Source organism: Rathayibacter sp. AY1A3 (assembly GCF_002930975.1).
In the GTDB taxonomy this organism is placed as follows: domain Bacteria; phylum Actinomycetota; class Actinomycetes; order Actinomycetales; family Microbacteriaceae; genus Rathayibacter.
In genome coordinates, this window is sequence record NZ_PSTO01000001.1 from 37489 (window position 1) to 53507 (window position 16019).

Here is a 16019-nt window from a genome sequence, read left to right on the forward strand (position 1 = left end):
GGAGCCGCACCGGCTCCTCGACAGGGAGGCACCATGAACGAGAAGAAGAACCGCGTGCTCGTCGTCGGAGGGGGATCCGGCATCGCCCGCGCTCTCGTGCGCGAGCTGCTCGCGAAGGGCGATGAGGTGATCGTCGGCGGGCGTCACCCGGAGGCACTCGGTGATGACGCGATGGAGTTCGGAGACCGGTTCCGGTCCCTTCCGATCGACCTCGCCGACGAGGCGAGCATCGCCGCGGCCGCGCACCTCGGGCCGCTCGACTTCGTCGTGTCGTTCGCGGCGGCGCACGCGAACGGCCCGGTCCGCGAGCTGGAGCGCGACGCCGTCCTGACGGCGTTCGACGCGAAGGTCATCGGGCCGATCCTGCTCGCCAAGCACCTCGCCTCCTCGATCCGGCCGGGCGGCGGCTTCCTCTTCTTCTCCGGTGTCGCGGCGTGGAGGCCGTCGGCGGGGCTCGTGGTGATGGCGACGACCAACGGAGCGGTGTCCTTCCTCGTCGAGGCGCTCGCGGTCGAGCTCGCTCCGGTCCGCGCGGTCGCGATCTCGCCGGGGATCATCGACTCCGGCGCCTGGGACGCACTGGGCGAGCAGGAGAAGTCAGCGATGTTCGCTGAGACCGCGGCCGGGAACCCCGTTCGCCGGATCGGCTCGGTCGACGACATCGTCTCGGCCGTCCGCTTCGCCATGGACAACACGTTCGTGACCGGGACGACGCTGCACGTCGACGGCGGCGGGCGGCTCGCATGAACCGCCGCGCACCCCTCCTCGCCGTCGGTCTCGCCGCACTCCTCGCCACCGCCGGCTGCGCGAGCACGGTCGCGACGGAGGACCCGGCCGCGGCGGTGAGCGGCGACGACGGCCTCGTGCAGCCCGGGACCGTGCATCTGGGGGACTCGAGCGTCGAAGCGAGCCGACCCGTCGTCCTCCGCGCGCAACAGCTCTACTCCTTCTGGAACACGGGCGACGAGACCTGGCTCGAGCTCGCCGTCGACGACTCCTTCCTCGACCGCACCCTCCCGACGGGGCGACCCCAGGGAGTCGAGGGGCCGATCACCGCCTCGGAGCAGTTCCGCGCGGCGGTGCCCGACCTGGCGTGCTCGCTCGACGACCTGTACGTCACGGGCGACACCTTCACCGCGCGCCTGACCTTCACCGGCCACTTCACCGGCGTCTCCGGCGGAGTCCAGGGCCAGGGCCAGCCGATCGAGTTCGGCGCGATCGACATCCAGCACGTCGGCGCGAGCGGGCGGATCGTCGAGGACTGGCACCTCGAGGACGACCTGACCTTCCAGCAGCAGGCGGGCCTGCTGCCGGCACCCGCCTCCTGATCTCCCCTCCGACAGGCGACCGTCCTGCACGAGACCGTTCGTTGCCGTCGTGGGCCCGCGATCGATGGTGGTCTCCGGATCCGGCGGGCGCAGGAGCGCGGGACACGAGTCGTGTCACGGTCGTCCGCTCAGGAGGCGCGTCGTCCATCCGGCCAGCGCGGAGACGGCGGTTCGCGACAGCTCGGCGCCGGGCATCATGCTGGTGAACCCGTGGAACGCGCCGGGCCAGACGTGGAGCTCCGCCTGGACTCCGGCTTGCCGCGTCGAGACGGTCGAATCGCCGTCGTCGAGCATCGGGGAGATCAGGACCTCTGCCCGGTCCGTTCACCGGGGCGGGGTCGAGGGAGAAGCCCCTCCGCCGCGACGAGCGGCAGAACAGCACGTGCGGGCCGCTTCGAACGGCCGGCAGATGCGAGCACGTCGAGGGAGCACCGGTGCGCGAGGTTCACGGAGGGCACCCGATCGACGTGTCGTCACTGGTCCACCCCCGCTCGACCCTCAAGCGGTTCGGACCTCTACCGTTGCACCCGTGCCCCTCCTTCTCGCCGACCTGCTGTCGTGAGAGCGCTCGTCGCCTGGCTCGAGCACCGCCAGATCCCGCTCTACCTCGCCGCGATCGCCGCCGGCGCCGCTCTCGGACTGCGGCTGCCCGCCGCGCACCACCTCGAGGTCGCGATCGAACCGGTGCTCGCGCTGCTGCTGTTCGCCACGTTCCTCGGGGTCCCGTTCGCCGCGATCGCGCGGTCTCTGCGCGACGGCCGCTTCCTCGTCGCGGTCGGGGTGCTGAACTTCGTCGTCGTGCCGCTCGTCGCCTACGGGCTGTCCCGATTCGTCGCCGACACTCCGGTGCTGCTGTTCGGGGTCCTCCTGGTGCTCCTGACGCCGTGCATCGACTACGTGATCGTGTTCGCCGGGCTCGCCGGAGGGGCGTCCGACCGGCTGCTCGCCGCCGCACCGCTGCTGATGCTCGCGCAGATCCTCCTCCTCCCCGTGTATCTGCTGCTCTTCATCGGTCCTGCGGGGGTGGCGGTGGTCGACGCCGGTCCGTTCGCGCGGGCGTTCCTGCTGCTGATCGTGGTGCCGTTGTCTGCGGCCGGGCTGGTGCAGGCCCTCGCGCGCCGACACGTGTCCGGCCGGATCGTCGAGTCCACGATGCTCGGGCTCATGGTGCCGCTCATGACGGCCACGCTCTTCACCGTCGTCGCCTCCCAGGCCGGCGCCGTGGGCGCCTCGGCCGGCCGGCTTCTCGTCCTCGTCCCGCTCTACGCGGGATTCCTCGTGGTCATGACCGCTCTGGGGCTCGGTGCTGGACGCGTCTTCCGACTCGACGTGCCCGCGACGCGCGCCCTCGTGTTCAGCGGCGCGACCCGCAACTCGCTCGTCGTGCTGCCCCTCGCACTCGCGCTCCCGGCACCGCTGTCGCTCGCGCCCGTCGTCATCGTCACGCAGACTCTCGTGGAACTCGTCGGCATGGTCGTCCTCGTCCGACTGCTCCCTCGGCTCGCCCGAGACCGAGCAGCGCGGGCCGGCCCGGTCTGACGCGGACTCACCAGCGCCCGAGACGACTCGGGCCTGCAGAAGGGTCGCCCGGGGAGTCGCCCGGGAGGTATTCGCCGGTCAGTCCTTCTCCGGTCTGCCCGCAGTCCCCGCGTCAGCGGGCTCATCGGCCGGGGCGACAGGAGCTGCGGACTCGACCGCGGTGGGCTGGACCTCGGCTGATCTCGCATTCCTGGCGGCGAGGCGCTTCTTCTGGGACTTTCCGGTGCTGAACGGGCTCACCCACAGCCAGGAGAAGCGCCGCAGCGACTGGAAGATGAACAGCGACGCCCAGAGGGAGAACACCGTCAGGGCGACCGGGAAGACCGTCGCCGGAAGGGGTGGGACATTCGTCTCGCCGAGCAGGGGGACGAATGCGACGACGACCGCGATCACGAAGAGGTGCAGGAGATAGATCTGGAAGCTCTGCTGCCCCATGGTGACGAAGATCTTCAGTGCGCGGACCTTGACGAGGTACTGGGAGCCGGCGATGCCCGCGATGATCGCGACCGAACTGGCGATCAGGATGACGCCCGGAATGCGGTTGGCGTCGAAGGCGACGATCACCGCGATGATGCCGAGGTAGGCCACCGCGAGCGCGAGCGCCTGCCAGAGCTTCACGCGAGCGGCGAAGCGGTAGAACGTGCGGGGGATGAACATCGCCACGAGGAAGAAGATGAAGTTCTGGAGCACCCGGTCCCAACCGATGTTGTCGGTGTCCAGCAGGCCGGTGGTCGTCGCCGCGACGGCCAGCAGCCCGGCCACCGAGAGCTGGATCCATCGGGGCACCTTGCGGATCAGCCAGGCGAGGATGCTGAAGATCGCGAGAGCCCAGATGAACCAGTAGCTGCTCGACGGCAGGATGGGGAGCACCAGCACGTTGAGCGGGTCCGTCGGCGAGGTCGCCTCCGACCGTGAGAACGGGACGATGAGGTAGAAGACGACCCGGATGAACGACCACAGCAGGTAGAGGTACACCAGCGCGAGAACTCGGCGGCGCCACAGTTCGGCGAACGTCCACGTCAGCATCCGGGCGGCCGTGAGGCCCGCGATGAAGAAGAACACGGGCATGGGGAAGTAGAGGAGCACCGTGCGGAGCTTCGGGACGTAGCCCGCGAGATCGAAGAATCCCAGGAACAACGACGAGTGGTAGAGCACGACGAGGCTGATCGCGATGCCCTTGGCGAAGTCGATCCACTCCCGCGACTCGGGGCGCTTCACCACGGCGCCGGTCGTGCTCGACCCGGTCATCCGCCGCTCCTCGCGTGGGCGCACACGGCGCGATCACTGTTCACCGATTGCTGCGGATCCATTGCGCCCCCAAGATGTCGAATTCGAACCGGATGCGAATGAGCCCCCGGTTCATTCCCCGTACGGGTCCTGAGAGTACGGGAAAGTATCCGATCACGGACGAGTCGATGGAGTATCGAGGCGGCAAGGGAAGTCCGGACGCCTCGCAGCAGCCTGTCCGCGGGTATCGCCCGTCCGATCCCGGAGTCGCTCGGTGGATCGGGACGGACGGCGGAGGATCGCAGACGAATGGACAGTCCAGAGACGTGCAGACGGCGCTTTCGTCCAGCTCTCGGGACCTCGGACCCGAAGAACGAGACGAAACCGGCGTGCGGCCAGGACACCTCGACCTCTCCGGCATACTCCATGACGTGAACGACGCCACCACCGCCCCCAGTCTCGACGGCCGCGAGTTCGTGATGACCTCCTCGACCAACAGCGCGGTCGACCCGGAGTCGCCGTCGCGGTTCCACTACTCCGAGCGCGACGGAGTGGTCTGGGGCGACTACGTCGGCGACACCGTGACCTTCGGCCGGTTCGTGGGCACGCGCACGGGCGACGCCCTGCAGGTCTCGTTCGTGCACCAGCTGATCGACGGTGGGACCGTGGTCAGCGGCACCGGCGGCAGCCGCGTCGAGCTCGACGGAGAGGGCCTGCTGCGGCTCGTGGAGGAGTTCGAGATCGACGGCGACGACCACGTCAGCATCTGCGTCGAGGTCTGACGCTCAGCGCGCCGCGTCGCGGCCGTTCCCCGCGGTGGTGAACCGCGTCATGCCGAGCCGGTTCGTCGATCCGGAGCGGTCGGGAATGTCGGAGGGCAGCAGATAGGCCTTCCGCACCACCTCGTCGAGCACGACGACCGAGACCACCGACTTCACCTCGGGCCGGGCCGCGACCACGCCGGTGACGAAGTCGTGCACGCCGCCGATGTCGAGCGAGCGGACCAGGAGCATCGCGTCGTGCTCGCCGGTCGTGATGCAGCAGTACTCCACGTCGGGCATCTGGAGGATGCCCTCGCGGAACCGGTGCCACGACTGCGGATGCACCGTCACGAACACCAGGGCGCAGACGTCGAGCCCCACCTTCCCCGGATCGACCAGGGCCGAGAATCCGGTGATGACGCCGGATGCGGTCAGCTGCTCGACCCGGTTGTAGACGCTCGCCCGCGAGACGTTCACCCGCTCGGCCAGGGCGGACATCGAGATGCGCCCGTTCTCGCGCAGGACGGCGAGGATGCGCAGATTGAGGTCGTCGAGCCCGCCCGCGCTTTGTCCAGCGACCGCACCGGCGGCCGGATCGGTGATCGACATAATCCACTCCTTCGTCGCTGCCGGCGGCATTTCGTCCACGATAGCGGCTCTCTGGAAACGGAGTGCGTCGCGATGTGCCATCGTTTCGCAACACGTCCAGCCGAACCCTCGCCAGGAGGCCTCCATGGTTGTCCGCTCCACCCGCACCCCGCGCTCCGCCCCGACGCGAGTGGTGATCGCCGCTGCGGCGGTCTCCCTCGCCCTTCTGGTGGCGGGCTGCTCCTCGGGCCGCGTCGACACCGCCGACGGCAGCAGCGCGACGCTCACCATCAACAAGGCGTTCGACCTCAAGACCGCCGACCCGGGCCGCATGTACGAGCCGACCGGCCAGATGGTCGACAAGGCGCTCTACGAGACCCTCCTCACCTTCGAGGGCGGCGACGTCTCGCAGGTCGTCGACGGCCTCGCGAGCCTCGAGCAGTCCGACGACGCGAAGACCTTCACCCTCACCCTGAACGGCGAGCACACCTTCTCGGACGGCACCGCGATGACCGCCGACGACGTGGTGTTCTCGCTGCAGCGCGTGATCGGCCTCAAGGGCAACCCCTCGTTCCTCCTCGACGGCGTCACCGTCACGAAGAAGGACGACACGACGGTGGTGCTGACCACCGAGAACCCCACGCCCGCCCTGCCGGCGATCCTGGCGAACCCGGCGCTCGGCATCCTGAACTCGAAGGTCGTGAAGGAGAACGGTGGCACCACCGACGAGACCGACACCGCCGAGACGTTCCTCAACACCACCTCCGCCGGCTCCGGCCCGTACGTGCTCGACACGCTCGACCTCGCCTCGCAGGTCGTGCTGACCGCGAACGAGAACTACGACGGCGACGCCCCGGGCTACAGCCGCGTGGTCATCCAGAACGTCGAGGGTGCGACCCAGAAGATCAACGTCGAGGGCGGCAGCGCCGATGTGGCGCTGGACCTCTCGGGCACTCAGGCGGAGGCGCTCGGCGACTCGGTCGCGGTGACCAGCGACCCGTCGGCGAACGTGATCTTCCTGCTGCTCAACCAGAACCCGAGCGTCTCGGCGATCACGTCGAACCCCGACTTCGTGAAGGCCGTGAAGGAGGCCGTCGACTACGACGACCTCGTCTCGATCGCCGGCAACGGCACCGCCCAGGCGTCCGGCGTCATCCCGAGCATGCTGCTCGGTGCCCTGCCCGAGAGCGGCGCGCTCACCCAGGACCTCGACGCCGCGAAGGCGGACCTCGCGAAGAGCGGCTACGCCGGCGAGTCCGTGACGCTCAACTTCCCGAGCGACATCAGCCTGAACGGCATCGACTTCCCGACCATCGCGCAGCGCATCCAGTCGCAGCTGAAGGACGCCGGCATCACCGTCGAGCTCGCCCCGGCCCCCGTCGCCACCGAGCTCGACGCCTACCGCAACGGCACCGAGACCATGGGCCTCTGGTACTGGGGCCCGGACTACCCGGACCCGAGCGACTACCTCGTCTTCACCCCGGGCGACGTCGTGGGCCTCCGCTCCGGCTGGACCGACGGTGCGGCCCCCGCGATCTCGGCGCTGGCCGACGCCGCGGCCACCGGCGGCAGCGACGACGAGCGCCAGTCGCGCTTCGAGGAGCTGCAGACCGCGCTGAACGCCGACGGCCCCTTCATCCCGCTGCTCCAGCCCGGAAACAACATCGCCGCGGCGAAGGACGTCTCGGGTGTCGTCTACAACGCGGTGTGGACCATCGACATCGCGGCCCTCACCGCGCAGTAGCCCGTGTCCACCACCACGACGGCCGTCCGGACCCCGCGTCAGCGCGGGGGCCGGGCGGCCCACCCGTTCCTCCGCTACGCGCTCCGCCGCGTGCTCACCTCGCTGCTGCTGGTGGTGGGCGTGACCCTCGTCACCTTCATCCTGACCAACCTCGTGCCGGGCGACCCCGTGGCGGCCGCCCTCGGCCAGCGCGCTGCGGAGGATCCGGAGATCGTCGCGCAGTTCCGCGCCCAGTACGGTCTCGACCAGCCCCTCGTCGTGCAGTACTTCACCTACCTCGGCAACCTGCTGCACGGCGACCTCGGCGTCTCCACCACCACGCACAACCCGGTGGTCGCCGACCTGGCGAAGGCGCTGCCGGCCACCCTCGAGATCGCCTTCGGCGCCATCGTGCTCAGCGTGATCATCGGCGTGCTGTTCGGCACCGTCGCCGCCTACCGGCGCGGCAGGGCCTCCGACCACGTTCTGCGCGTCGTGTCGCTGGCCGGACTCAGCGTGCCGACCTTCTGGCTCGCGCTGGTCCTCTACTACGTCCTCTACTTCCAGCTGCGGATCGCGCCGGGATCCGGTCGGCTGAGCAGCGACTTCACCACGCCGCCGACGGTGACGGGCCTCTACACGGTCGACGCCCTGCTCGCCGGCCAGCTCGACACCTTCCTCGACGCGGCGTCGCACCTCTTCCTCCCCGTGCTCGTCCTGACGCTCTACACGGTGGGCCTGCTGACCCGGTTCGTGCGCACCGCGGTGCTCGAGATCCTCGACCAGGACTACGTGCGGGCCGCCCGCGCGAAGGGGCTGCCGAACCGCGCGGTCACCTTCTCCTACGTGCTGCGCGGGGCGAGCATCCCGATCCTCACCGTCGTGGGCCTCGCCTTCGGCAGCCTGCTCAGCGGCACCGTGCTCGTCGAGGCGGTCTTCGGCTGGCCCGGGATCGGCTCCTACGCCTACCAGGCCGCGTCGCACCTCGACCTGCGCGGCATCATGGGCGTCGGCCTGCTCATCGGCGTGATGTACCTGCTCGTGAACCTGATCGTCGACCTGCTGTACGGCGTGCTCGACCCGAGAGTGAGGCTGGCCTCGTGACGGATCCGCGAACCACCCGGTCCGACCCGCGCGACGGCGCTCCGGCCGGTCCGCGCGACGGCGTCGGTGCCGGAGTGCTCGACCCGGTCGCCGCCCCCGGCCTCCGCCTGCGCCGCCCCCGCCTGCGCCTGGGCCGCTGGTCGGCGCCGCTCGGACTCCTCGGCGCCGCCGTCGGCGTGCTCTGGATCCTCATCGCCGTGCTCGCCCCCGTCATCGCCCCGCACGATCCGCTCGCGCAGGACCTGCCCCTCCTCCAGGCGCCCGGCGAGGGCACGCTGATGGGGACCGACGCGCTGGGCCGGGACGTGTTCTCGCGGGTGATCTGGGGTGCCCGGGTCACCATCCCGCTCGCCCTGCTGCTCGTCGTGATGTCGGTGCTGATCGGCGCGATCGTCGGATCCGTCGCCGGATTCTTCGGCCGTGCGGTCGACGAGGTCGCGATGCGCATCACCGATCTCGTGATGGCGTTCCCCACGGTCATCCTGGCGATGGTGATCGCGGCCGCGCTCGGAGCCTCGCTCCTGAACGCGGTGCTCGCGGCGCTGATCGTGTCGTGGCCGTCCTACGCCCGGCTGACCCGCGGTCTCGTGCTCGGCCTCCGCTCGTCGAACTACGTCGTGTCCGGACAGCTGCTCGGCTTCTCGCCGCTGCGCTCCCTCGTCCGCGACATCGCGCCCAACATCGTCGGCCCGGTGCTCGTCCTGGCGAGCCTCGACATCGGCACGGCCATCCTCCTGCTGTCGGGCCTGTCGTTCCTCGGGCTCGGCGCGAAGCCGCCGACCGCCGAGTGGGGCTCGATGGTGTCGGACGCCATCCAGAACTTCGACGCGTGGTGGATCGGCGTCTTCCCGGGCCTGGCCATCCTCACCGTCGTCATCGCGTTCAACTTCGTCGGCGACGCCCTGCGCGACGCCCTGGACCCGCGGTCGCAGACGATCCGCGGAGGAGGCGCCACGCTGTGAGCGACGCACTGACCATCAGCGGGCTGCGCATCCGCACCCGCAGCCACGCCGTCGTCGACGGCATCGATCTGGCGCTGCGCCGCGGCGGCATCCACGGTCTCGCCGGCGAGTCGGGCTCGGGCAAGACCATGACCGCCCTGGCGGTGCTCGGACTGCTGCCCGGATCGATGACGGCCAGCGGCAGCATCCGCCTCGCCGACGACACCGGCGACGACACGACGGAGCTCGTCGGCGCGTCCCGGCAGGTGCTCGGCGCGGTGCGCGGACGCCGGGTCGCCATGGTCTTCCAGGACCCGTCGACGAGCCTGCACCCGCAGCTCACCGTGGGCCGCCAGCTCACCGACCACCTGCGCCACCACCTCGGTCTCGGCAAGGAGGCCGCGCGGTCCAGGGCCGAGGCCCTGCTCGAGCGGGTGCGGGTGCCGGACGCCCGGGTCTCCCTCGGGCGCTATCCCCACCAGTTCTCCGGTGGTCAGCGGCAGCGCATCGCGATCGCGGTGGCGCTCGCGTGCGAGCCCTCCGTGCTGCTGGCCGACGAGCCGACGACCGCGCTCGACGTGACCGTGCAGGCCGGAGTGCTGCAGCTGCTGCGGGAGCTGGTCGACGACGGCGGGCTGAGCATCCTGCTCGTCACCCACGATCTCGGCGTGATGAGCGCTGTGGCCGACGAGGTGACGGTGATGCGCCAGGGGCTCGTCGTCGAGTCGGCTCCGCGGGAGCGGCTCTTCACCGCGCCCGAGGACGAGTACACGCGGGCGCTGCTCGCGGCTCTGCCCGGCTCGAGCTTCGAGGAGAGCCCGGAGGAGCTGGTCGCCGAGCTCGTCGAGGGGCACGAGAGGGCCGCCGCCGCGGACGATCCGGGCGCGGCCGCGGAAGGCGACGTCGAGAGGGGTGCGCGATGAGCGCGGGAGTGGTTCTCGAGGCCGATGGCATCGTCGTCGAGTACGGGCGGCGACCGCCGCTGCGTGCCGTCGACGGGGTCGGCTTCCGGGTGGCGGCCGGCGAGGTCGTGGCACTGGTCGGAGAGAGCGGCTGCGGGAAGTCGAGCCTCGCGCGCGCCGTGGTCGGCATCGAGAAGCGCCGCGGTGGCGACGTGCGCCTGAACGGCGTCGACGTGCCCGCGCTCGGACTCCGTCGGCGCAGTCCGGCGATGACCGGCGTGCAGATGGTCTTCCAGGATCCGAACTCCTCGCTCAACCCCCGTCGCCGCATCGGCGAGCAGATCGGCGACGGCGTCCGGGCGGCGCTCGCCCGTGGCGCCGAGGGCTCGGATCCGGCCGACTGGCTGCGCCGCGTCGGGCTCGACCCGGCGATGGCGAGCCGGTTCCCGCACGAGTTCTCCGGCGGCCAGAAGCAGCGCATCGCCATCGCGCGGGCACTGGCGGCGAGGCCGCGGATGCTCGTGGCCGACGAGCCGATCTCGGCCCTCGACGCCTCGACCCAGACGAGCGTCGCCGCGCTGATGCGCTCGCTCAGCGTCGAGGCCGGCGCGGGCATGCTGTTCATCTCACACGACCTCTCGGTGGTCCGGCGCATCGCCGACCGGGTGCTCGTGATGTACCGCGGCCGGGTCGTGGAGTCGGGGGACACCGAGACGGTGTGGCAGAGCCCGCTGCATCCGTACACGCGAGCGCTGCTCGCGGCGATCCCGCTGCCGGACGGCCTGGGGCGGCTGCCGCTGGCTCCACTCGACGCCGACCGGGCGGCCTGGCTCGAGGAGCTGCCCGACGCGCTGGAGCGGACGGGCGCGTGAGCGCGGTGGAGGAGGCCCGGGCCGAGGAGTCCGCTCTCTGGAGCATGCCGAGGGCCGTGAACCGCAGTCCGCTCCCCGGGGACGGCGCGTTCATGACCGCCGGCTGGGCCGATCCGGAGCCGGTGATCGACCCCGACGAGCCGGTGCTCGCCTACACCGCGGAGCGCCGGTCGCGACTGGCGCAGGCGCTGCCCGCCGAGCTGCTGATCATCCCCTCCGGCCTGCCGCGGGTGCGCTCGAACGACAGCGACCACCGCTTCCGCCCGGGCACCGACCACGTGTGGCTGACGGGCAACGGAGTCGCCGAGAGCGTGCTCGTCGTCGACACGACGGGAGGGGAGGCCGGCTCGATCCTGTACCTGCGTGCTCCCTCCGGCCGCGACGGCGACGAGTTCTGGCAGAACGACGCGCTCGGCGACCTCTGGGTCGGGCCGCGGCCGTCGCTCGCCGAGACGCAGGCAGCACTGGGCATCGAGACCCGGCCGCTGGCCGACTTCACCCGCGACGTGGAGCGGGCCGCGCGGCGGGCCCGGCGCATCCGGGTCCTGCCCACCCTCGACGAGAGCGTCGACGAGCTGGTGCGGAGCATCTGCGGGCCGGAGCTCGGACCGCACCTCGTGCTCAAGTCGACGCTCGACGAGCTGCGCCTGATCAAGAACGACTGGGAGATCGGACGGCTGCAGCTCGCCGTCGACGGCACGGCGCGGGGATTCGACGACTGCCTCGAGGCGTGGCAGGTCGCCCGCGCGATGCCCCGCGGCGAGCGCTACCTCGAGGGCACCTTCGCCCGCCGCGCCCTGGTCGAGGGACAGGGGCCGGCCTACGGATCGGTCGTCGCCTCGGGAGAGCACGCCACGACCCTGCACTACACGCGGAACACCGGGCCCCTCGCCGACGGCGACCTCGTCCTGATGGACATGGGAGTGGAGCTGCCCTCGCTCTACGCCGCCGACATCACCCGCACCTTCCCGGTCAGCGGGGAGTTCACCCCGCTGCAGCGGGACGTGTACTCGATCGTGCTGCGCGCGCAGCAGGCCGGCATCGACTCCCTGCGCGCGGGAGTGCGCTTCCAGGACTACCAGGACGCGTGCGGGCGAGCCCTCACCGAAGGGCTGATCGACCTCGGCTTGATCCGCTGCTCCGTCGATGAGGCCATGGCCCCGTCCGCGTCGTACCACCGCCGGTGGAGCATCTCCCGCGCCGGGCACATGCTCGGGATGGACGTGCACGACTGCAACCACGCTCCGCACGAGACGTACCTCGGCGGAGTGCTCGCGGCCGGCCACACGCTCACCGTGGAGCCGGGCCTCTACTTCCAGCCGGGCGACCTGACGGTCCCCGCCGAGCTGCGGGGCCTGGGCATCCGGATCGAGGACGACCTCGTGGTCACGGAGACGTCGTCGATCCTGCTCTCGGCGGCGATGCCGCGCACGCCCGACGCGGTGGAGGAGTGGATGGGGAGGCTGGCGGGCTGAGAGGTCGGGCGCGCACCGCGAGGGGCTGACGCGTCGAGGCCTGCCGCGAGGCGACCTGCGGCCGAGCCCGCGCCGACGTCGCCGCTTGGACCACCGGACACCGCTGCGCGCCGGGCACGGTCGCCCGCCGCATCGACCGGCTCGATACCGGCATTCGCGGACGCACGCGGAAGATCGAGGGCAGCTCGCACGATTTCGACGGAACCCGCCCCTCCACAGTCGCTCACAGCGACGTGCAGGGACACCACAGCGCCACCGACGCCGAGGGGGCCCGTACCGCGGTCGCCGAGAAGGCCGCCACGAGCTGAACGGCTGCGAGCTTCCTACCTGGACACCCAGGCAGGAAGCTCGTGAGGGGCGGGCCCCTCACACTCCCCGGTAGTCCCGTTCCGGGAGGCGCCGCCTGCGCTCGTGTACTGCCGCCGTATCACCCTGAGGAGTTCGAGAAGCCGTCTCCTTCTGTGACTTCGTCGCAGCGAAGACGACGCCATGATCATGCTCGGCGGCGCCGCGTGGACATGATGACCAGCCCGCCGAGTCCGATCAGGGCGATCGATGTGGCGAGGAGCAGGAGTCCTTCCACTCCGGTGGACGCGAGTCCGCCACTGTCAGCTGCTGGTCGCGGCGAGTGGTCGGTCGGAAGATCGCCGTTCACCGGGCCGCTCGTCGTGGAGGGGGAGGGGCTGGCCGCGGGGTCGGTAGTGGGGGTCGGCGCTGGGTCGGAGGGCCCACTGCCGGGGGTCTCCGAGAGGTTGTCGGACAGCGGCGGCGCCTTCAGGGGTGTGAGGAACAACGCCGCTACAGGCTGCGAGACGGCCTCAGCGAGACCCGTTCCCCCGATGGTCCTGAAGTTGACGGAGCCGTTCGACGGGTCGACGGCGGTCGATTGGAGGTACCAGCGCTGGTTGTCGTCGCTGTCCGCGCACGGCTCGAGTGTGACGATCTGGTTGAAGCTGAGAACTCCCCGGCCTGTCGCGCAGTTCCCGGTGACCGTGTCCAGGAGGCGGACGATCGGGGTTCCGCTCGGAGAGACGCTCGCCGGTTCGGCGACCGTTCTCCACTCGACGATCGACGAGTCAGGCAGCAGGTCTTGCGGAATATCTGCGCGAACGGACTGGTCGGCTCGAACGAGCACCCACTCGAACTGACTGTCCACGAAGCCGATGGTGAATTCCGGTATGACGACCGGGGTGATGGTCACGGACCCGTTCGTCCCAGAGTCGTTGGAGCCGACGGTGAACGAGGAGCTCAGCGCGCCGTCCGCGACGAAGCTGGTGCCTCCGGTTCCGCCGCCGAGACGGCTCGCGCCACCGCCGATGAAACCTCCGCCTCCGCCTCCGCCGAGGCCGTTGTCACTGTACGGATCCTCTCCTTCTCCGTCGGGGGCCGTAGCGCCGGTCAAGTAGCTGTTCGTTGCGAGCGTGCTGTCGCTGTTCGAAGGGATGCAGCCGTTCATCACGCAGGAGTTCCCTCCGTCTCGCGCCGCGTCAGCATCGAAAGCCGACGCGGCGGCGCCGGCGCCGCCACCGCCGCCGGCGACGACCAGCGGAAGGAGGCACTCGTCATCCAGAGCGATGGAGGACAGGCCACCTCCTCCCGCGCCCGCCTGCCGCCCGAGATCGGTGTCGCTGGTCCAGGTGCCACCGCCGCCACCACCGCCGATGCCTCCCGCTGCTCCTCGCTCTCGCTGGCTGCCGTCGACGAATCCACCGGCGCCTCCGACACCGGCGAAGAGCTGTGTGCCCGCGCTGACGGGAAGGACCGCGTTCACCACTCCGCCCCGTCCTCCGTACCGGTAGCTCTCATCGAAGATGACGTCCTCGCCTGCGCGCGAACCACCCGCGGCACCCGAGACCGTGACACTGATGCCGTTGTAGCCCTGCGGCTGGACGTAAGGGTCGTCGGTGTTGCACTGCGCCGGCGCCGTGTACGTCACGGGGCTCGCGTCGCCGATCGCGGAGCTGTTCGAGAGGGTGGAAGCGGATGCGGACGGCGGTGCTGCGGCGCTTGACGCCTCCTCGACAGCGTCCGCTGCGCGGGAGTCCGCGGACGCGTCCGGGTACAGGGGTGTGTCGGGCGGTCCGACAGGCAGGTCCTGCACGAGCATCAAGCGTCCGCCGAAGCTCGCGGTCGGATCCATGCCGTCCTCGGCGAAGGTCAGGCGCTCCGGGCCGGAGTAGGGGTTGCTGGTGAAGACGAGAACCTGTGCGCTGTCGGAGTCGACGACGACCGGTGGAATGGTGTTCGACGTGTCGATTCCATTGGAGATCGGCTGGTACTGGAGGGCGGGGACGTTCTCGATCTCCGCCCACTGCGAGACGCCGTCCTCGACTCGGGGAATCGTGATCAGGGACGGCGGATTCTTGATGCGCGAGGGACGGGTCATGACGAGGGAGGCGAAGTCGTCGTCCGTGGGGACGCGCCAGCCGGTCAGACCGAGCTGCTCGGCACCGACAGAAAGGCTCAGCGGTGGGAAGTTCGGCAGAACGGAGGCGCGCAGCACAGCTTCGCTCCGAGCGCTCGACGTCGCTGCCCACTCCGGGGCGTAGCAGGTGACGGAGGCCATGCAGTACGAGTTCTGAGCGGAGCCCGCGAGCGTGACCGTCTCCGTGGTCCACAGACGGATGGTTCCCGAGACGTCTCCGTTGCTCGGATCCGTCAGCTTCTCCTGGAGCAGGTCGACGCTCGTGCCGGCCGGGAGGGTGGGTAGATTGCGATTCCCGAGGAGGGACCACTCCTGGATCGCCGGTACCCAGCTGTTGTCGTAGTACTGCTCGAGCAGTGCGGGGCGCGTCTGAACCTGAGGAGAGTGGACGACCTCGGCGAACGCTTGAAGATGAAGAGTGGCGATGTTCCCGTAGTAGGCGACCTGCGACTGCAAGGTGTTCGCGTCCTCAGCGGACAGGAGTGTCGCGGAGGGGCTCGAGCTGCCGACCGCCTTCACCGACCACAGCACGTCTCGGTACGCTTCGAACAGTCCGCCCGTGATGTCGTCTCCGACGAGCACGGCACTGAGCGCGTTGAAGTTGGCCTGACCGTTCTCGGCGACCTCCTTGAGACTGTCGATCTCCTCCTGCGTCAGCGACTCGGTCACACCCGATGCTTCGGCGTCGTCGCGGTGGAGCTCGGTGATCTCGCACACCTGCTGGATGTCGTCCTCGACCTTCTGCAACGCCGTGTTCGCTGCAGTCGACTTCGTGACGAAGGTCTGCCACTTCGCGTCCTGATCGATCTCGGTCGCGAGGGCACTCACATCGGTCTGGATGGTTCTGCCGAGGTCCGCGATCTCCGTCTGCACCTGAGTGACCTGCGCTTTGAGGTCCGCGAGGTCCTGCAGCTCCTCCGCCTCGATCTTCGTGGGCTTCGTCGGGCCGGTCAGCTCGCTGACCACCCACCCGAAGGCGACGTCACCGACCTTCCCGAGAGCGCTCCCCACGACACTCTTCAGCAGATCCTTCGCGGTGGAGGAGAACAGCGATTCGCCGACCTCGGCTGCGGCAGGCGGGCTTCCCAGGTCGGGCGGCGGACTTCCCACCCCGAGCTCCCCGACGCTCCGCTG

14 protein-coding genes are annotated in these 16019 nt (G+C 70.2%); 10 read left to right on the forward strand and 4 right to left on the reverse strand.

Translation table 11 applies throughout. From position 1 onward, the window contains the following. The first annotated feature begins 33 nt into the window (after positions 1 to 33). Complete coding sequence (locus tag C5C10_RS00205) at positions 34 to 747, forward strand: SDR family oxidoreductase (protein WP_104328183.1); 714 nt, start codon at positions 34 to 36, stop codon at positions 745 to 747. Next, on the forward strand, positions 744 to 1328 hold the full coding sequence (locus C5C10_RS00210) for an ester cyclase (RefSeq protein ID WP_104283975.1): 585 nt from the start codon (positions 744 to 746) through the stop codon (positions 1326 to 1328). Before C5C10_RS00205 ends, C5C10_RS00210 begins: the two co-directional genes overlap by 4 nt. 114 nt (positions 1329 to 1442) lie before the next feature. Here C5C10_RS00210 and C5C10_RS00215 read toward each other — a convergent pair whose 3' ends face one another. Next, complete coding sequence (locus C5C10_RS00215; protein WP_244229562.1) at positions 1443 to 1622, reverse strand: hypothetical protein; 180 nt, start codon at positions 1620 to 1622, stop codon at positions 1443 to 1445. A 264-nt stretch (positions 1623 to 1886) separates the two neighbouring features. Here C5C10_RS00215 and C5C10_RS00220 point away from each other — a divergent pair, with 264 nt between their 5' ends. Further along, on the forward strand, positions 1887 to 2867 hold the full coding sequence (locus C5C10_RS00220; protein WP_104328184.1) for an arsenic resistance protein: 981 nt from the start codon (positions 1887 to 1889) through the stop codon (positions 2865 to 2867). 78 nt (positions 2868 to 2945) lie between these two features. Here C5C10_RS00220 and C5C10_RS00225 read toward each other — a convergent pair whose 3' ends face one another. Next, positions 2946 to 4115 (reverse strand): acyltransferase, encoded by a 1170-nt coding sequence (locus tag C5C10_RS00225; protein ID WP_104328185.1) that lies wholly within the window; start codon positions 4113 to 4115, stop codon positions 2946 to 2948. Positions 4116 to 4525: 410 nt separating this feature from the next. Here C5C10_RS00225 and C5C10_RS00230 point away from each other — a divergent pair, with 410 nt between their 5' ends. Continuing rightward, on the forward strand, positions 4526 to 4876 hold the full coding sequence (locus C5C10_RS00230; RefSeq protein ID WP_258060307.1) for a hypothetical protein: 351 nt from the start codon (positions 4526 to 4528) through the stop codon (positions 4874 to 4876). Between the two features lie 3 nt (positions 4877 to 4879). Here C5C10_RS00230 and C5C10_RS00235 read toward each other — a convergent pair whose 3' ends face one another. Next, positions 4880 to 5464, reverse strand: a complete 585-nt coding sequence (locus tag C5C10_RS00235) for an Lrp/AsnC family transcriptional regulator (RefSeq protein ID WP_104223259.1) — start codon at positions 5462 to 5464, stop codon at positions 4880 to 4882. A gap of 124 nt (positions 5465 to 5588) precedes the next feature. Between C5C10_RS00235 and C5C10_RS00240 the strand changes: the two genes are divergently transcribed. From C5C10_RS00240 to C5C10_RS00265, 6 genes are read left to right on the forward strand one after another with little or no spacing between them, the layout of a single operon-like run. Beyond that, positions 5589 to 7187: an ABC transporter substrate-binding protein gene (locus C5C10_RS00240; RefSeq protein ID WP_104328186.1), complete on the forward strand. Its 1599-nt coding sequence runs from the start codon at positions 5589 to 5591 to the stop codon at positions 7185 to 7187. Positions 7188 to 7190: 3 nt separating this feature from the next. Continuing rightward, a complete protein-coding gene (locus C5C10_RS00245) occupies positions 7191 to 8270 on the forward strand; it encodes an ABC transporter permease (protein WP_104223257.1) in 1080 nt (359 codons plus the stop codon). Continuing rightward, complete coding sequence (locus C5C10_RS00250; protein ID WP_244230527.1) at positions 8267 to 9232, forward strand: ABC transporter permease; 966 nt, start codon at positions 8267 to 8269, stop codon at positions 9230 to 9232. Before C5C10_RS00245 ends, C5C10_RS00250 begins: the two co-directional genes overlap by 4 nt. Then, positions 9229 to 10134 (forward strand): ABC transporter ATP-binding protein, encoded by a 906-nt coding sequence (locus C5C10_RS00255; RefSeq protein WP_104328187.1) that lies wholly within the window; start codon positions 9229 to 9231, stop codon positions 10132 to 10134. Before C5C10_RS00250 ends, C5C10_RS00255 begins: the two co-directional genes overlap by 4 nt. Then, on the forward strand, positions 10131 to 10985 hold the full coding sequence (locus C5C10_RS00260) for an ATP-binding cassette domain-containing protein (protein ID WP_104239496.1): 855 nt from the start codon (positions 10131 to 10133) through the stop codon (positions 10983 to 10985). The genes C5C10_RS00255 and C5C10_RS00260 overlap by 4 nt, the downstream gene beginning before the upstream one ends. After that, positions 10982 to 12460 (forward strand): aminopeptidase P family protein, encoded by a 1479-nt coding sequence (locus C5C10_RS00265; RefSeq protein WP_219813218.1) that lies wholly within the window; start codon positions 10982 to 10984, stop codon positions 12458 to 12460. Before C5C10_RS00260 ends, C5C10_RS00265 begins: the two co-directional genes overlap by 4 nt. A 493-nt stretch (positions 12461 to 12953) precedes the next feature. Here C5C10_RS00265 and C5C10_RS00270 read toward each other — a convergent pair whose 3' ends face one another. Then, positions 12954 to 15896, reverse strand: a complete 2943-nt coding sequence (locus tag C5C10_RS00270; RefSeq protein WP_146082073.1) for a glycine-rich protein — start codon at positions 15894 to 15896, stop codon at positions 12954 to 12956. Positions 15897 to 16019: the final 123 nt, after the last annotated feature.